At 59.6% G+C, this 14,836-nt stretch carries 12 protein-coding genes; 7 read left to right on the plus strand and 5 right to left on the minus strand.

Annotated features, from left to right (window positions below; translation table 11 throughout):
- Positions 1–156: 156 nt before the first annotated feature.
- Both gmk and remA read right to left on the minus strand, forming a co-directional pair.
- Complete coding sequence (gene gmk / locus NW818_RS08590; protein ID WP_414388593.1) at positions 157–804, minus strand: guanylate kinase; 648 nt, start codon at positions 802–804, stop codon at positions 157–159.
- 99 nt (positions 805–903) lie between these two features.
- Entirely contained in the window at positions 904–1,173 is a 270-nt protein-coding gene (remA, locus tag NW818_RS08595; protein WP_414330335.1) for an extracellular matrix/biofilm regulator RemA, read from the minus strand.
- Between the two features lie 359 nt (positions 1,174–1,532).
- Between remA and NW818_RS08600 the strand changes: the two genes are divergently transcribed.
- Complete coding sequence (locus NW818_RS08600) at positions 1,533–2,549, plus strand: phosphotransferase enzyme family protein (protein ID WP_414424317.1); 1,017 nt, start codon at positions 1,533–1,535, stop codon at positions 2,547–2,549.
- A gap of 239 nt (positions 2,550–2,788) precedes the next feature.
- On the opposite strand, the gene trmFO is transcribed toward NW818_RS08600, so the two are convergent.
- Positions 2,789–4,168 carry an FADH(2)-oxidizing methylenetetrahydrofolate--tRNA-(uracil(54)-C(5))-methyltransferase TrmFO gene (trmFO, locus tag NW818_RS08605; RefSeq protein ID WP_414329729.1) on the minus strand — a complete coding sequence of 460 codons (1,380 nt, stop codon included), beginning with the start codon at positions 4,166–4,168 and terminating at the stop codon, positions 2,789–2,791.
- A gap of 171 nt (positions 4,169–4,339) precedes the next feature.
- Between trmFO and trpD the strand changes: the two genes are divergently transcribed.
- Positions 4,340–5,371, plus strand: coding sequence for an anthranilate phosphoribosyltransferase (gene trpD / locus NW818_RS08610; protein WP_414329730.1), 1,032 nt, complete (start codon positions 4,340–4,342; stop codon positions 5,369–5,371).
- 51 nt (positions 5,372–5,422) lie between these two features.
- On the opposite strand, the gene NW818_RS08615 is transcribed toward trpD, so the two are convergent.
- Positions 5,423–6,049 (minus strand): nitroreductase family protein, encoded by a 627-nt coding sequence (locus tag NW818_RS08615; RefSeq protein WP_414424318.1) that lies wholly within the window; start codon positions 6,047–6,049, stop codon positions 5,423–5,425.
- A gap of 275 nt (positions 6,050–6,324) precedes the next feature.
- Here NW818_RS08615 and dapA point away from each other — a divergent pair, with 275 nt between their 5' ends.
- Positions 6,325–7,245, plus strand: coding sequence for a 4-hydroxy-tetrahydrodipicolinate synthase (dapA, locus tag NW818_RS08620; RefSeq protein ID WP_414424319.1), 921 nt, complete (start codon positions 6,325–6,327; stop codon positions 7,243–7,245).
- Positions 7,246–7,464: 219 nt separating this feature from the next.
- Positions 7,465–9,300, plus strand: a complete 1,836-nt coding sequence (locus NW818_RS08625) for a ribonuclease J (protein ID WP_414412728.1) — start codon at positions 7,465–7,467, stop codon at positions 9,298–9,300.
- Positions 9,301–9,367: 67 nt separating this feature from the next.
- Here NW818_RS08625 and NW818_RS08630 read toward each other — a convergent pair whose 3' ends face one another.
- On the minus strand, positions 9,368–10,249 hold the full coding sequence (locus tag NW818_RS08630) for an SGNH/GDSL hydrolase family protein (protein WP_414424320.1): 882 nt from the start codon (positions 10,247–10,249) through the stop codon (positions 9,368–9,370).
- 238 nt (positions 10,250–10,487) lie between these two features.
- On the opposite strand from NW818_RS08630, the gene NW818_RS08635 reads away from it, so the two are divergent.
- The 3 genes from NW818_RS08635 to purD all read left to right on the plus strand — a co-directional run bounded on the left by NW818_RS08635 (position 10,488) and on the right by purD (position 14,434).
- Positions 10,488–11,777 carry an HD domain-containing protein gene (locus NW818_RS08635; protein WP_414424321.1) on the plus strand — a complete coding sequence of 430 codons (1,290 nt, stop codon included), beginning with the start codon at positions 10,488–10,490 and terminating at the stop codon, positions 11,775–11,777.
- 83 nt (positions 11,778–11,860) lie between these two features.
- Positions 11,861–13,036 carry a glycosyltransferase gene (locus NW818_RS08640; protein ID WP_414383000.1) on the plus strand — a complete coding sequence of 392 codons (1,176 nt, stop codon included), beginning with the start codon at positions 11,861–11,863 and terminating at the stop codon, positions 13,034–13,036.
- A gap of 102 nt (positions 13,037–13,138) precedes the next feature.
- On the plus strand, positions 13,139–14,434 hold the full coding sequence (gene purD / locus NW818_RS08645; RefSeq protein ID WP_414332286.1) for a phosphoribosylamine--glycine ligase: 1,296 nt from the start codon (positions 13,139–13,141) through the stop codon (positions 14,432–14,434).
- Positions 14,435–14,836: the final 402 nt, after the last annotated feature.

The raw sequence follows: 14,836 nt of genomic DNA on the forward strand, positions 1-14,836 counted from the left end.
GGGCCGTAGGCCTTAGGGCGGGGCTTCAGACCCAGTTTTTTGGTAAAGCCAAACTACCCTCCCCAGCAGCTTTTTTCTTAACCGAAAGTTAACCCTAGGCCCAATCTGGAGCCACTGCACCACCGACACCAGCGTTCCGGGAAGGGGCTGGAGAAGCTAGGGCTGCTGCTCCTTTGAAGAGGGAGAGGGGGGATAGAGCAGGGCTTCCAGCTCCTGCAGCGCTTGCTCCAGGTTGTCGTTGACAATCACGTAGTCAAATTCGTCTTGGGCATCCAATTCCTTGCGGGCCTGTTCCAGGCGGCGCTCGATGCTGGCCTCTGAGTCTTGTCCGCGCTCGCGGATGCGACGTTCCAGCTCTTCCAGAGAAGGGGGACAGAGAAAGATGCGAATGGCATCTGGGTACTGTTGCCTCACCTGACGGGCCCCCGCCAGCTCAATTTCCAGCAGCACATCCTGACCCTGATTGAGTTTTTGGAACACGATCTCGCGGGGAGTGCCGTAAAAGTTGCCCGCATACTGTGCCCATTCCAACAGCTCGTTGGCTTCAATCAAGTTGAGAAATTCCTCCCGACTGCGAAAGTAGTAGTTGACGCCTTCCTGTTCGCTGGGGCGGGGGGGGCGGGTGGTGACCGAAACCGAGAGATACAGCTCGGGGTGGCGCTGGCGCAACTGGTTGACCAGCGTACCCTTACCCACTCCGCTGGGCCCTGTCAAAACCACCAAGCGACCGCGCGGGGTAGGAGCCGGAAGGGATCCCTGCTGCTGCGTACACTCAGAGGGAACTGGGGTAGGAGAGGCTGGCATAGACAGAGACCGACGCAAGACGGCTGGGCAATTGACTTGTTTGGGTTGGTTTTAGGATATCTCACTCCTGGTTCCTCAGACGGCTCACAGCGATGGCTTTCACTCGGTTTCGTCTGGCAAACCGGGCTTGGCCGTGAGGAAGCGGTTGGCAACGGTTTCGGGTTGGATGGCGGAGAGGATGACGTGCCCGGAATCGGTGATGATGACAGCGCGGGTACGACGACCATAGGTAGCATCCACCAACTGGCCCCTCTCGCGGGCATCGCTGATGATGCGTTTGATGGGAGCTGACTCGGGACTGACAATGGCGACCACACGCCCAGCGGCGACGATGTTGCCAAAGCCAATGTTGATTAGGCGGGTATCCATGGGGTGATGAGGGAACCTAACGGTTGTCCGGCCAGCAACCTTCATTAAGGTAGCAAATGGGGCTCTTTCGCGGGTTTGCTACAACGACACCTGAGTTCTCGGCCAATGGGGCAGTGGGTTTCGGCGACAAATCCCGTTCGGGTGAGCCGCAAAAAGGCTGTGGTTGCATAACAAGCTGCACCCTCCCAAACAACTTGCCCTGTTTATCGAGGACGGTAAAATCGTCAACATGAAGCCACTTCAATAGAACTTGAACTGTAAGCCTCAAAGGCCGCCGCTGTGGTAAGCAGTTTGAGGCAGCTCTGAAAACGAAAAGATCGACCCAGCACCCCAAGCTTGAATAGATTTCTTCCTTGCCTATGCTTGACCTGACTTGGCTGGATCCCCTTGTCCAGCACTTTCAACTGGGGGATCCAGAGCCACCCGAAGCCATCCGAGTGGGCCTCATTCACCAAACTTGGAAACTCAACACCTCTGAGGGATCCTTCATCGTCCAGCGCCTTCATCCCCGATTTGATCCTGCTGTCACTGAAGATGGTCAAGCCATCGGCCAATGGTTGAGACAACACGGCTTCCCCGTCCCCCAATTCCGCCGCGCTCGCGATGGATCCCTGCACTTGTCCTGGGCAGAAGGGCTGTGGCGGGTCATGGATTGTCTGCCGGGATCCTGTCACCCAACTCCTCCCAATTGGGGCTATCTGGAAGAGGCGGGGGCAGCCGTTGGACGCCTGCATCGACTCTTGGCCCAGATGGGCTATCGTTTTCGCTTCCAGATCCCGCATTTTCACGATACGGCTCACCTTTGGCAACAGCTACGCCAGTATGAGCCGGCCCCAGAAGTGCAGGCAGAATGGCAGTTTTTAATCGAAACTGTGCCCAATCTTCTGCTGCCCTCGGGGATCCCAACTCAAATCATCCATGCCGATCTCAAGTTCAACAACTTTTTGTTCGATGAGCAGGGGCGATTTGTGGGCCTGGTGGATCTGGACACCTTTATGTATCACAATCTCTATGTTGAATTGGGGGATGCCCTGCGCTCCTGGGGCAAACGAGGAAATACCCTTCAGCCCGAGGCGATCCTGGCCGGGTTGCGGGGCTATGCCCAAACCGGGAACTTGCACGCCCTACAACCGGAACTCCTTCTCCAAGGGATCCAACTGATTACCCTGGAATTGGGGATGCGCTTTTTGCAGGATTGGTTTGAAGACGCTTACTGGAATTGGGATCCCCAGCGCTACCCCAGCCGCAAAGCCCATAACCTGGCCCGCTGCCAACAGCAAATTTGCCTATATCAAGACCTCACCCAGAGGGTGCCTCAACTGTTGGAGTCCATGCGCGCCCTTTTGTCTTGTGAGCAGCGGAAAGAGGGAAGGTAGCCAACAGGTTTGCCCAGCTTTTGACAGCTCGTTTTGGGATCTGCTACCGCGGCATAGGAATGAAACATTTCTAAATATTTCTGTGGCATTGCTTCCCGACTCTCCTCCCCCAGAGGGAGAGGGGCTGGGGGCGGTCGCGAAACGCCTAGGAAGTGTCTCAATCTAGTTTCAAATGACGATAACGCTCAATCTCGACTTTGACTTGGATCGCAATGGTCGGGAACACGCTCCAAGCTCCCCTAGGCGGTTTGCACTTGGCGCACCAACCCAGTCGTTTTCAGAGCAGCCAAAGCCCGATCCCGGTAACGGCCATAGCGCTCCTGCTTGTTGCGAAGCTTGCGCCCCTCCAAATCCGGCAACAGCCCAAAATTGGCCGGCATCGGCTGAAAGTGCCTGGGATCGGCGCTGCTGATGAACTGAAACAGGGATCCCATCATCGTCTCGGGGGGCAGCGTGATCAAGGGCAACCCCAGAGCCAGGCGGGCGGCGTTCTGTCCGGCCAACCATCCCCCTGCCACCGCGCAGGCATAGCCCTCGGTGCCCACCAACTGGCCGGCGGCAAACAGCGTGGGTCGGCGACGAAATTGCAAGGTCGGCCACAGAAGCTGGGGCGAATTCAAAAATGTATTGCGGTGCATCACCCCAAAGCGGACAAACTCCGCCTGTTCCAGGCCGGGGATGAGGCGAAAGACCCGCTGCTGTTCTCCCCATTTCAAGTTGGTTTGAAAGCCCACCAAGTTCCACAGCTGCCCTGCTTTGTCCTCTTGCCGCAACTGCACCACCGCGTAAGGACGGGATCCCGTGCGCGGATCCACCAGCCCCACCGGCTTCAAGGGGCCGAAACAGAGGGTGTCTTTGCCACGGCGCGCCATTTCTTCAATCGGCAAGCAGCCCTCGAAAAACTTGCGCTCCTCCCGTTCAAAATCCTTGAGGGGCGCCTGCTCCGCCTCCACCAGCGCCCGCCAAAACCGTTCGTACTCCGCTTCCGTCATGGGGCAGTTGAGATAGGCTGCTTCCCCCTTGTCGTAGCGGGAAGCCTGAAACACCACCGCTCGGTTCAACGAATCCCCGGTAACAATGGGGCTAGACGCATCAAAAAAGCTCAGGTACTCCAGGCCCGTAAAGGCTTGCAGTGCCTTGGCCAGGGGATCACTGGTCAGAGGGCCGGTACAGAGGACGGCAATGCCCTCCGGGATCTCCGTCACCTCCTCCCGACGCAGGGTGATGCGGGGATGGTTTTGAATGGCTTCCGTGAGAGCCTGGCTGAAGCGGGCCCGATCCACTGCCAATGCCCCTCCTGCCGGCACTGCATGGCAATCCGCCGTCGCGATCACCAGGGATCCCAGTTGTCGCAGTTCTTCCTTGAGCAGCCCTGCCGCCCGATCGCTGGCCGCAGCCCCAAAGGAGTTGCTGCACACCAGCTCCCCCAACTGATCGGTGTGATGGGCCGGGCTCTGACGCACGGGGCGCATCTCCGAAAGGATGACAGGCAACCCTGCCTGGGCAATTTGCCAAGCAGCTTCTGTCCCCGCCAACCCCCCGCCCACAACATGGATGGGGGCGAAGGCTCCCGCTCGTGCAAGCGGGCTGCAAGCCCTTGGGTTAGTTGGAGGATTCATCACAACCTCCGGGAGGGAAGAGAAGAATGGAGCGCACCCTGCTAGGGCCGGAAACGGCTCAGGTCAAACCCACTATACCAACCATCAGTATGGCCCGACCTGCACGAGGCAAGTGACCCAGAGGCGGGATACGCTACTATAAGTACCCGCTGACACCCAGGATCCCGACCCATGACGGAAACGGCTGACCTTTGGCCACAGCTTTTGGGGCAGTTGCTGGATCGGCAATCTCTCAGCGAAGCCCAAGCTGAACAGTTGATGAATGGTTGGCTCCAGAACCAAGTGCCAGATGTGGTGTCAGGGGCGATTCTGGCGGCCCTGCAAGCCAAGGGTGTGAGCGCTGGTGAACTGGCCGGCATGGCACGAGTGCTACAGCGGGCTTCGCTGGGATCCCCGCTGGACTTGCCTCTCCTGGTGGATACCTGTGGCACCGGCGGCGATGGGGCCGGCACTTTTAACATTTCCACGGCGGTGGCCTTTGTGGTCAGTGCAGCCGGGATCCCGGTGGTTAAACATGGCAACCGTTCCGCCTCTGGCAAGGTCGGCTCGGCGGATGTGCTGGAGGCCCTGGGGGTGAACTTGGGGGCTGAGCCAGAGCGGGTGCGGGCGGCTGTGGCGGAAGTGGGCATCACCTTTTTGTTTGCTCCCCAGTGGCACCCGGCCATGCGGGCGGTGATCCCCTATCGGCGGGCCCTCAAGGTTCGCACCATTTTCAACCTGTTGGGGCCCTTGGTCAACCCCCTCTATCCCAACCGCCAGGTGATCGGGGTTTACGCCCAGGAGCTGGTGCCGGTAATGGCAGAGGCCCTGCGCCTGTTGGGACGGGAAGGGGCCATTGTGTTGCACAGCCGCGAAGGTCTCGACGAGGCCGGTCTGGATCAACCCACCGATCTGGGCATCCTGTCCGGTGGGCTGGTACGGACGGAAGTCTTGAACCCTGCAGATTACGAGCTGACCCTGGCACCCACCCAAGCTCTCAAGGGGGGGGATGTGGCGGAAAATGCGGCCATCCTCACCCAAGTTCTCCAGGGATCCGGGACGCCTGCCCAGCAGGATGTGGTGGCCTTGAATGCTGCTTTGGCCCTGCAGGTGGCCGGAGTGGCCCCCGATTGGAGAGCCGGGATCGCCCAAGCTCGCGAGATTCTCGCCAGGGGTGCCGCTTGGGATCGCTTACAACAGCTGGTTCATTTTCTCAAGGCTTGATGCCGGTAGGAGCCCAGGAGAGGGCGACAGGGATCCCACCTGAGCCTAGGGCTAAAACTCCCGCCCTCGCCCAAAGGCCAGAACTTCATCCACCCCCAAGCGAGGCTTGCGCGGCAGGTTACCCGCTGCCGCATATCCAACCGCCAGCAGCATCACCGGCACGTAGCGGTCGGCAATGCCGAACTCCCGCTTTACCCCTTCCGGATCAAAGCCGATCATCGGCCCGCTCACCAAACCCTTGGCCTGAGCCGCGATCATCAGCGCCATGGCAGCCATCGCCCCAGAGCGAATCGCTTCATCCCGCGCCAAGGTGGGATTGTGGAGATAGGTTGCCTGGGCCATGTTCACCCAGCCTTCCGCTTTTTCGGGCGAGAGGATCCCGGCAGCAACGCTTCTTTGCACAATTTCAGGCAGTTTCTCATACCCCCGCAGATCCCCCAGGATGATAAACACCACCGATGCATCCGCCACCTTCTGTTGGTTGTAGGCCAGAGATTTGAGGCGCTCTTTGTCTTCCGGGTCGGTGACCGCAACAAACCGCCAGTGCTGAATGTTGAAGGAAGAAGGAGCTTCCGTAGCATAAGCCACCAGCTCTCGGATCTCCGCTTCCGATAAACGGCGGCTGGGATCCAATTTGTCGGCGGAAATGCGCTCTTTCAGGGCAGTTAGGGCGTCCATAGGGATCCTCAAGTGTCGGTAGAAAGGCTGCTCCCCCCAAAGGTAGGGGCAGGATTGGCAAATGGCTATACATTCCGTGTTCAAACGGTCTGTCTTCTTTGTTATCTCCCTTTTATCCAGCCTGTGGCAACCGGGTGAGGCACAAACTGGGCCTTGGCAGGGCAGGCAAGCGGGATCCCTAACGCAAAGGCAGGTATGATGGAAAAACAAACTGGTCTCATCTGGGTCGCCCGGTTAATCGTCGGATTGGTGTGGTTGATGGGGAGAAGCAATCGGTGAACTTCGGTCGAGTGCTGACGGCCATGGTTACCCCCTTTACCGATGAGGGGGAGCTTAACTACGATGAGGCCGCTCGTTTGGCCGATTACTTGGTAACCCACGGCAGTGACGGCTTGGTGGTCTGTGGCACCACAGGCGAATCTCCCACCCTAACCTGGCAAGAGGAGTATGAGCTGTTCCGCGTGGTGCGAGATGCCGTGGCCGGTCGGGCTAAGGTGATCGCCGGGACGGGATCCAACTCCACCCGTGAGGCCATTGAAGCCACAAAAAAGGCCGCTCAACTCGGTTTGGATGGCTCTCTGCAGGTGGTGCCCTACTACAACAAGCCTACCCAGGCCGGCCTTTATGAGCACTTCAAGGCCATCGCCCAAGCCAGTGACCTGCCCATCTTGCTCTACAACATTCCCAGTCGGACAGGGGCCAGTTTACAGCCGGAGACTGTAGCCCAATTAGCAGAATTGGAAACGGTTGTCGCCATCAAAGAAGCCAGTGGTATGATGGATGTAGCTTCGGAAATTCGGCGACTCACTCCCTCGCGTTTCGCCATCTATTCGGGGGATGACTCTCTGACGTTGCCGCTCCTATCTTTGGGGGGGAGCGGGGTGGTCAGTGTAGCCAGCCACCTGGTTGGGTTGCAGTTGCAGGAGCTGATCCAGAGCTACATCAGGGGGCAACACGATCAAGCTTTGGCCCACCACCTGCGCCTGTTTCCGTTGTTCAAGGTTTTATTCATCGAGACCAACCCAGTTCCGATTAAGGCCGCATTGGAGATGCAGGGTTGGCGAGTGGGTCGGGCGCGCCTTCCCCTAGCGCCTCTACAGCCCAGTTCTCTGCAGGTTTTGCGACAGGTGCTTGAAGAGATGGGCCTACTGGCTGAATCGAAGGGATCCGAACAAATGGCGACGAAAGTTTCATGATTGCATTTTTAGGCTTTGCTTCTGCCATGACCACGGTTTTCAGGGGTTTGCAAGGGGCTCTTTTGTGGCGTTTGACCTGTGGGTAGGTAGCTTTTTCCCTGAAAAGCTCTTCCCCGGCCTGGGAAATGGATGAGTTGCGGCTTTCGCCCACAACTTTGTCGGGGATAGCTTGTGCCCATTTCTGTTTTTGTTTTTTTACTGTTGAGGATCTAAACCCATATGCCAACACCACGTTCTTCAGTTGCTTCTCGTTCTGTGATCCCACAATCCACCTCTTCCGTTCAGATGATTCCGCTGGGCGGCGAGCGGGAGATCGGCAAAAACACATGGGCCTTCCGCTACGAGGATGACATCATCCTCTTGGATGCCGGTTTGGCTTTTCCCGATGAGAGCATGCACGGCATTAACATCGTGCTGCCGGACATGACCTACATCAAGCAAAATCGGGACAAAGTGCGGGGGATGGTGGTTACCCACGGCCACGAAGATCACATCGGTGGCATCCCGTATCACCTGCGGGAATTTGATATTCCGGTCATCTACGGCCCCAGATTGGCGCTGGCGCTGCTGGAAGAGAAACTGCGGGAAGTGGGCCTGCTCAACCGCACAGAGCTGCGTCCTGTTGGCCCCCGTGAAATCGTTCCCTTGAGTAAGCACTTTTTTGCCGAATTCATTCGCAACACCCACTCTTTTGCCGATAGCTTTACGGTGGCTCTGCACACGCCTGTGGGCGTCATTATTCAGACCGGCGACTTTAAGATCGACCATACCCCCGTGGATGGGGAGTACTTCGACCTGCAGCGGTTGGCCGAACATGGGGAAAAGGGAGTGCTCTGCCTGATCAGCGACTCCACCAACGCTGAAGTGCCGGGGTTCACCCCCTCTGAAGCCTCAGTGGTGCCCGGTCTCACCAAGGCCATTGCCGGAGCCAAAGGGCGGGTGATCATCACCACCTTTGCTTCTTCGGTACATCGTCTCAACTTGGTGCTGCAGATTGCCGAACAGCAAGGTCGGGTGGTGTCTCTGCTGGGCCGCTCCATGCTAAACGTGGTGGCTCATGCGCGGCGCTTGGGCTACATCCGCTGCAAGGACGAGACGCTGCAGCCAATGCATGTGATCAACAGCCTGCCGGATGACCGGGTGATCATCCTCACCACCGGATCCCAGGGAGAACCGCTGGCTGCTCTTACCCGCATCGCCAACGGCGAGCACCCGCAGTTGCAAATCAAGCCAGGCGACACGGTGGTGTGGTCGGCCAACCCGATCCCTGGCAACACGATCGCAGTCTCGCGGGTCATTGACAAGCTAATGGAGCTGGGAGCCAATGTCATTTACGGCAAAGACAAGGGCCTGCACGTTTCCGGCCACGGCTGCCAGGAAGACCAAAAGCTGATGATTGCCCTGACCCGCCCCAAGTTCTTTGTCCCCACCCACGGGGAATACCGCATGCTGGTCAAGCACGCCGAAACCGCCATGAGCATGGGGATCCCGCGGGAAAACATTGTAATCATCGACAATGGCGATGTGGTGGAGGTGAACCGGGAGCGCATTGCCATCACAGGCCGCGTCCCCTCTGGCCTACAGATGATCGCCGCTTCCCACGATGGAGTGGTGATGGATGAGATGATGCAGGAGCGGCAGCAGATCGCCAAAGATGGCATGGTGACGGTGGTGATCAGCCTGGACGGCAGTGGCCAGTTGCTCTGCACCCCACAGGTGCAAACCTTTGGCTTGGCGGGGGAAGGGAACCAACTCAAGGGATCCGACCTGAAACCCCTTCTGGAGAACACCCTTCGGCAAGCGTGGCCCCAATTTGCTCGCTCGCTGGAGCGGGGCAGCCTGGACATCGACTGGGCCGGCCTTAAGGGCGAAGTGGAGCGGGTGGTGCGCCGTTTCTTGCGAGAACAATTGCCCGGCAAGCCCACGGTGGCGGTTTTTGTGCAATCCCCTGAAGAGGAGTCTGTGTCTTCCCTGAGTGTGGAAACCCAACCGGAGCCGGTAGCGGGTGCTCTGGGCCGGCGGCGGCGTTCCTCGACGGCTGTGGCTGCTTCCTAAAACTGGCCCGTTCTCCGTGGCTGGATCGTCTAAGCGCCTTTGGGATCCCTTGCCCGGTGCAGGGATCCTATTGTGCCGGCCTGTACCCATCTGCGAGAAAACCTCGGAGGGCGGACTCTGCCGCCGCATCTGGTTGCAGGGATCCCACCTCGCTAAAGGGAGGGCAGCGGGTTTGGGGAGGGAGCGGTTGCCGAAGGGCGCTCAAGAAGGCATCGGCCAAATCGGCGTAGCCCCGGTCGTTGGGGTGAAAGCCGTCGGCCAGCGGGCCGGGAAAGAAGGACTCGCGTCGGTAGGAGCGGGGATCGCAGAGCAAGTCCACCACCGGGATCCCCTGTTGGCTTAAGGGGTTGATGGCCCGTTGCGTGAGGCCAACCGAGATCAGGGAGAGCAGTTGGCGCACGCTGCTGGGTTGCTGCTGACCCAGAGGAATCAGGGCGAAGTTGGGCAGGTTGGCCACCGCCAGGCGAGCTTGAGGGGCACGGGCACGCACCGCTTGCAGCAGGGTTTGGTAATCGGCGGCGAATTGTCGGATCTGCTGATCGACGAAGGGCAAGGGATCCTCACCTTGGAGAGCCCGTTGAGCCGCCGCCAGAGCGATGGCGTTGGTATCGTTTCCGCCCACCCAAATGGTGATCAGGGTGGCATCGGGGGGAAGGCGCGGCACTTGATCCTGCAGCAAATTGGCCGGGATCCCCTGCCTCAGGGCTTGCATGGCGGGGCTGAGCACCGCTCCCGAGCGGCCCAGGTTGATAAGCTCCACTGGGCCGGGCAGCAAGCGAGCCAGGCGGGGCACATAGCCCGTTCCATTGGGGCAGTCCAGGGGCTCTGAGCGCTGGGGTCGAGTGCCGGCGGCGTTGGCTGGGCCATCACAGGAAATGGAGGCGTTGTAGCCAACGGCATCGCTGGCTCCCAGGGCAACGTAGCGGGTGAGGGTGGGTGGGCTGGGCACAACAGGGGATCCAGAACTGGCAGAGCAGCCGGTTAGCCCCAAACTGAGTATCAAAATCAGCAGGGAGAGGAGGAACACCCAGCTGTCTTGTTGTCTTGGAGTCGAGTTTTCTGGGGTTCGGGTGCTGGCATCCTTTGCAGAGAGAGGCATGGGAAAGCGGGCATAGATAGGGCGAGGCGGGAAGCACCCCCAGACAGGCTAGCCAAGGATCCCAAAATTGGCGAGGTATGGTGGGAGTATGCCGCTACGGTTTTGCAAGTCCCGCACCTACCACGATCCCCTGCATGGCGCCATCAGCCTGAATGGAGGGGACGCGGTTGAGGCTCTGCTCATTCGCCTGATCGATACACCGGCCTTTCAGCGGCTGCGCCGCATTCGCCAGTTGGACACGGCCTTTTTTACCTTCCACGGGGCAGAGGGATCCCGCTTTACCCATTCGGTGGGGGTGCTGCAGGTAACGCGGCGGCTGTTCGACAAATTGGCCCATCGCCACCCGGAGCTGCGCCCCTATCGGGCGGTAACCTTGGCCTCGGCTCTGCTGCACGACATTGGCCATGCCCCTTTTAGCCATGCCGGGGAAGAGATCTTCGGCTGCCGGCACGAGGTTTGGACGGCCCGCATTCTCCGGGAGGATCCCCAAGTGGGGACGCTGCTGGCAGAGTTTGATCCCCAACTGCCGGCCCAGATGCAGCAAGTGCTGCAGAAGCAGTTTCCCCTGCCGCTGGTGGGGCAACTCATCTCCAGCCAACTGGACTGCGACCGCTTCGATTACCTGATGCGGGATAGCCTGCTCACGGGTGCCCAATACGGCCACCTGGACTTGGATCGCATCCTAACGGTGCTGGATTATGACCCGGAGACGGGATCCCTGTCCATCCCCGCCCGCAAAGGCCTGGGGGCCATCGAGCACTACCTGGTGGTGCGCTATTTCATGTACACCCAGGTGTACCAGCACCCCAAGAGCCTCTGTGCCCGTTTTATCTTGGAGCGGCTATTCAGGCGGGCAGAGGCGCTCCTGCAAAGGGGGGAGATTGAGCTGGATCCCATCCTCAGCGCTTGGTGCTGGGCCTCGCTGGCGGCTCAAAAAGGGGATCCCTTCGAGTTGCCGCTCCCCCTCTACTTGGCTGCCGACGATATCATCTTCAGCTACCCCATGCGCCTCTGGGCCATGTCGGGGAAGGATCCCATCTTGGCGGATCTGTCGCGGCGCTACTTGGAGCGGGATTTGTTCAAGGCCCGCAACATTACCCAGTTGTCTGAGGAACAACGCCAAACCCTGGTGGCTGCTGTGCAGGCCAAAATGCTGCGGGATGGGCTGGATCCTGAAAGCTATTTGGGCATCCGCTCTGCCCATGTCCAGGGCTATAGCTTTTATGACCAAGGGATCCAGCTCAAAACCGAGCGTGGCTATGAAGAAATTGCCCATCTTTCCCCTTTGGTGCGTGCCTTGGTGGAAACCCAGCGCCAGGTCTGGCTAATCTTTCCCCGGCCCTATGGCGATATCGTAGAAGGGGTTTTGTCTGCCTAGAAAATCATTGGGCCATCCCAGAGCTAGAGCATTAGAGGTGGGAATCTGTTCCTGAGCACATCTAAACAACGAGGGAAGCAGGAGTGGGGATCCGAGAAATCCTAACGGGGGTATTGTCCTTAACAGCTTTGGCGATTGCCCTAGTGGCTCTGCAACTGAGGCGAGCGTTGCGGGCTTCCCCCTGGCTGAGGGATCCCCCGGCGGAACAGGCAGGGGAAATCGCGGCCGGGATGGAGCGGCTGGCGGTGATCGTGCCCGCCTACAACGAGGCCGAGAACGTGGTGGGCTGCCTGAGCAGCATTCTGGACAGCACCTCTGCCCCTTTACAGGTGTGGTTGGTGGACGATGAATCCACGGATGCCACCTGGGAGCTGGCCCAAGCCCTGGCTGCCGAACGGCAAGATCCGCGCCTACACCTGCTCAAGGGGGATCCCCGTCCCAAAGGCCAAAGGTGGGTGGGCAAAAACTGGGCCTGTGCCCAAGCCGTCGCCCGCGTAGAAGCCGACTACTTGCTGTTTCTGGATTGCGACGTGCGGCTGGGATCCGGTGCCATTGAAGCGGCCTTAGGACATTTGCTGGCAAGCGGCAGCGGCTTGGTGAGTGTAGGGCCGCAATTGGTGTGCGGTTGCCTAGCGGAGTGGCTGGTGCAACCCATCATGATGACCATCCTGGCGGTGGGTTACAACTTTGCCGCCGTGAACGATCCCGACAACCCCAAAGCCTTTGCCTTTGGTCCCTTCCTGCTGTTTCGCCGCTCTGCCTACGAGCAAGTTGGCGGGCATGCCGGAGTGGCCGATGTGGTGATCGAGGATGTGGCCCTGGGGCAACGGATCAAAGCCCAGGGGTTAGGCCTGCAAATTTGCCTGGGAGGGCCGCGGGTGCGCAGCCGCATGTATGCCAACGGGGCTGCCCTTTGGGAAGGGTGGACCAAAAACTGGTTCCTGGGCCTGGAGCGCAACTGGGCCTTGGCGGTGTTGGCAATGGGTACGGTCTTGGGGATCTGCAGCTTGCCCTGGTTGGGGGTGATCCTGGCTGGGGCTACGGGATCCCTGGAGGTGCTGTTGGCCAGCTTGGCAGGGATCCTGGCCCAATTGGCCATCCGGCTTCTGCTCCGGCATTGGGCGCATCTGCCCCTCTGCTACTGGTGGCTAACGGCAGTGGGGGGTTGGGCGACAGCGGCCATCATCTTGGCTTCGGCCATCCGCACCACCACCGGCCGCAACTGGACTTGGCGGGGCCGTTCTCTCGCCGTCCACTGACCGGAGTGCGCCAACACCCCAGAAATGGTACAAGAACATGGTCTAATGGGGGATGTTCGGAAAACAGGCAAGCTGGGTTTAGAAACAGCGGAATAGCACACCATGCAGGCTCTGGTCATCGGATCTGGGGGGCGAGAACACGCTCTGGCCTGGAAGCTGTTGCAGTCTCCCCAGGTTACTCGGATCTACTGTGCCCCCGGCAACGGCGGCATGCAGCAGCTGCCCCGCTGTCAATCCGTGGCTTTGGCGGCTACCGACATTGAAGGCCTGGTGCGGTTTGCTACCGTACAAGGGATCCGTCTGACGGTGGTAGGGCCAGAGCTGCCCTTGGTGCAGGGGATTGTGGACGCCTTCCAGGCAGCAGGGTTGCCCATTTTCGGGCCTAGCCGCGCCGCTGCCCAACTGGAAGGAAGCAAACTCTGGGCTAAGCAATTGATGCAAGAGGCCGGGATCCCGACTGCTCGCGCTACCGGCTTTGCTGAGCTATCTGCCGCTGTGGCCTATCTCGACTCCCAGAGTTTCCCAGTGGTCATCAAAAAAGACGGACTGGCTGCCGGCAAGGGGGTAACCGTTGCCCAAAACCGGGAAGAAGCCGTGCAAGCCCTGGAAGCAGCCCTGGCCAAGCCGGGCGATCAGGTGCTGATCGAGGAGTTTATCCCCGGCCAGGAGGTGTCGGTTTTGGCTCTAACCGATGGCCAGATCTGTGTGCCGCTGCCACCTGCCCAGGACTACAAGCGCCTTGGCGAGGGCGATACTGGCCCCAACACCGGCGGCATGGGAGCTCATGCCCCTGCGGATCACCTGGTCACTCCAGAAGGGTTGGCCCGCATCCAAACCCAGATCCTGGATCCCACCCTGGAGGCTTTGCAACGGCGGGGCATCCGCTACCAGGGGGTGATCTATGCCGGTTTGATGATCACGCCCAGTGGGGATCCCTACGTGTTGGAGTACAACTGCCGCTTTGGGGATCCCGAAGCTCAGGTCATCCTGCCCTTGCTGGAAAACCCTTTGGACGAGGTGCTGCTGGCCTGTATAGAAGGACGGCTGGCCCAAATCCAGCTCAAATGGAAACCCGGCTATGCCGCCTGCGTGGTGATGGCAGCCCCAGGCTATCCCGATGCCTACGAGCGAGGGATCCCCATCTCCGGCTTGGATGCAGCTGCCACCACGGGGGCGTTGGTGTTTCATGCGGGTACCCGCCAGGCAGGCAAGCAGCTCCTGAGCGATGGCGGGCGCGTTCTCTGTCTTACCGGCCAAGGGGCAACCCTATCCGAGGCCCTGCGCCAAGCCTACGCAGCTGTGGAGCAAGTGCAGTTTCCCAAGGCCTACTACCGTTCTGACATCGGTAGCCACGCCCTGGGGCCTGCCGTCCGCCGAGGAGTGATCCCTACCCCATAAAGCCATCCCTTGCCCTCTCAGCTGCAGCCGGATGGAAGAAGCCCCAGAGGGGTCGCTCCTCCAGGGCCCATAAAGCAGCTTTGAAAAAAGCTTTGATGCTTAGACGATAGCGCTTTCGGTAACAAGACGGCAACAGTGATATCAAAAGCTCAACTTTACTTTAGATTCCTTAACAATAGCCCTCTGCTTTGACTAGGCACGGATATTGCTGAGCTGAGTCTCTCCCCTCTCGAGGGGGATCCCCCATTAGCCCACTTGAACTGTTGCGGACCCGGATCCCCTAGAGCAGGCATTTCCTCTCCCAGGGTGGAAGAGGGGTTGGGGGTGGTCGTCTGGGGCAGCGCATGGCAGAGGAGACTATCTCTCTCAAATAGATTCAGCTAGAAATCGCAGGAGCCCCGC

This window comes from Synechococcus sp. R6-5 (assembly GCF_047461775.1).
In the GTDB taxonomy this organism is placed as follows: Bacteria; Cyanobacteriota; Cyanobacteriia; order Thermostichales; family Thermostichaceae; genus Thermostichus.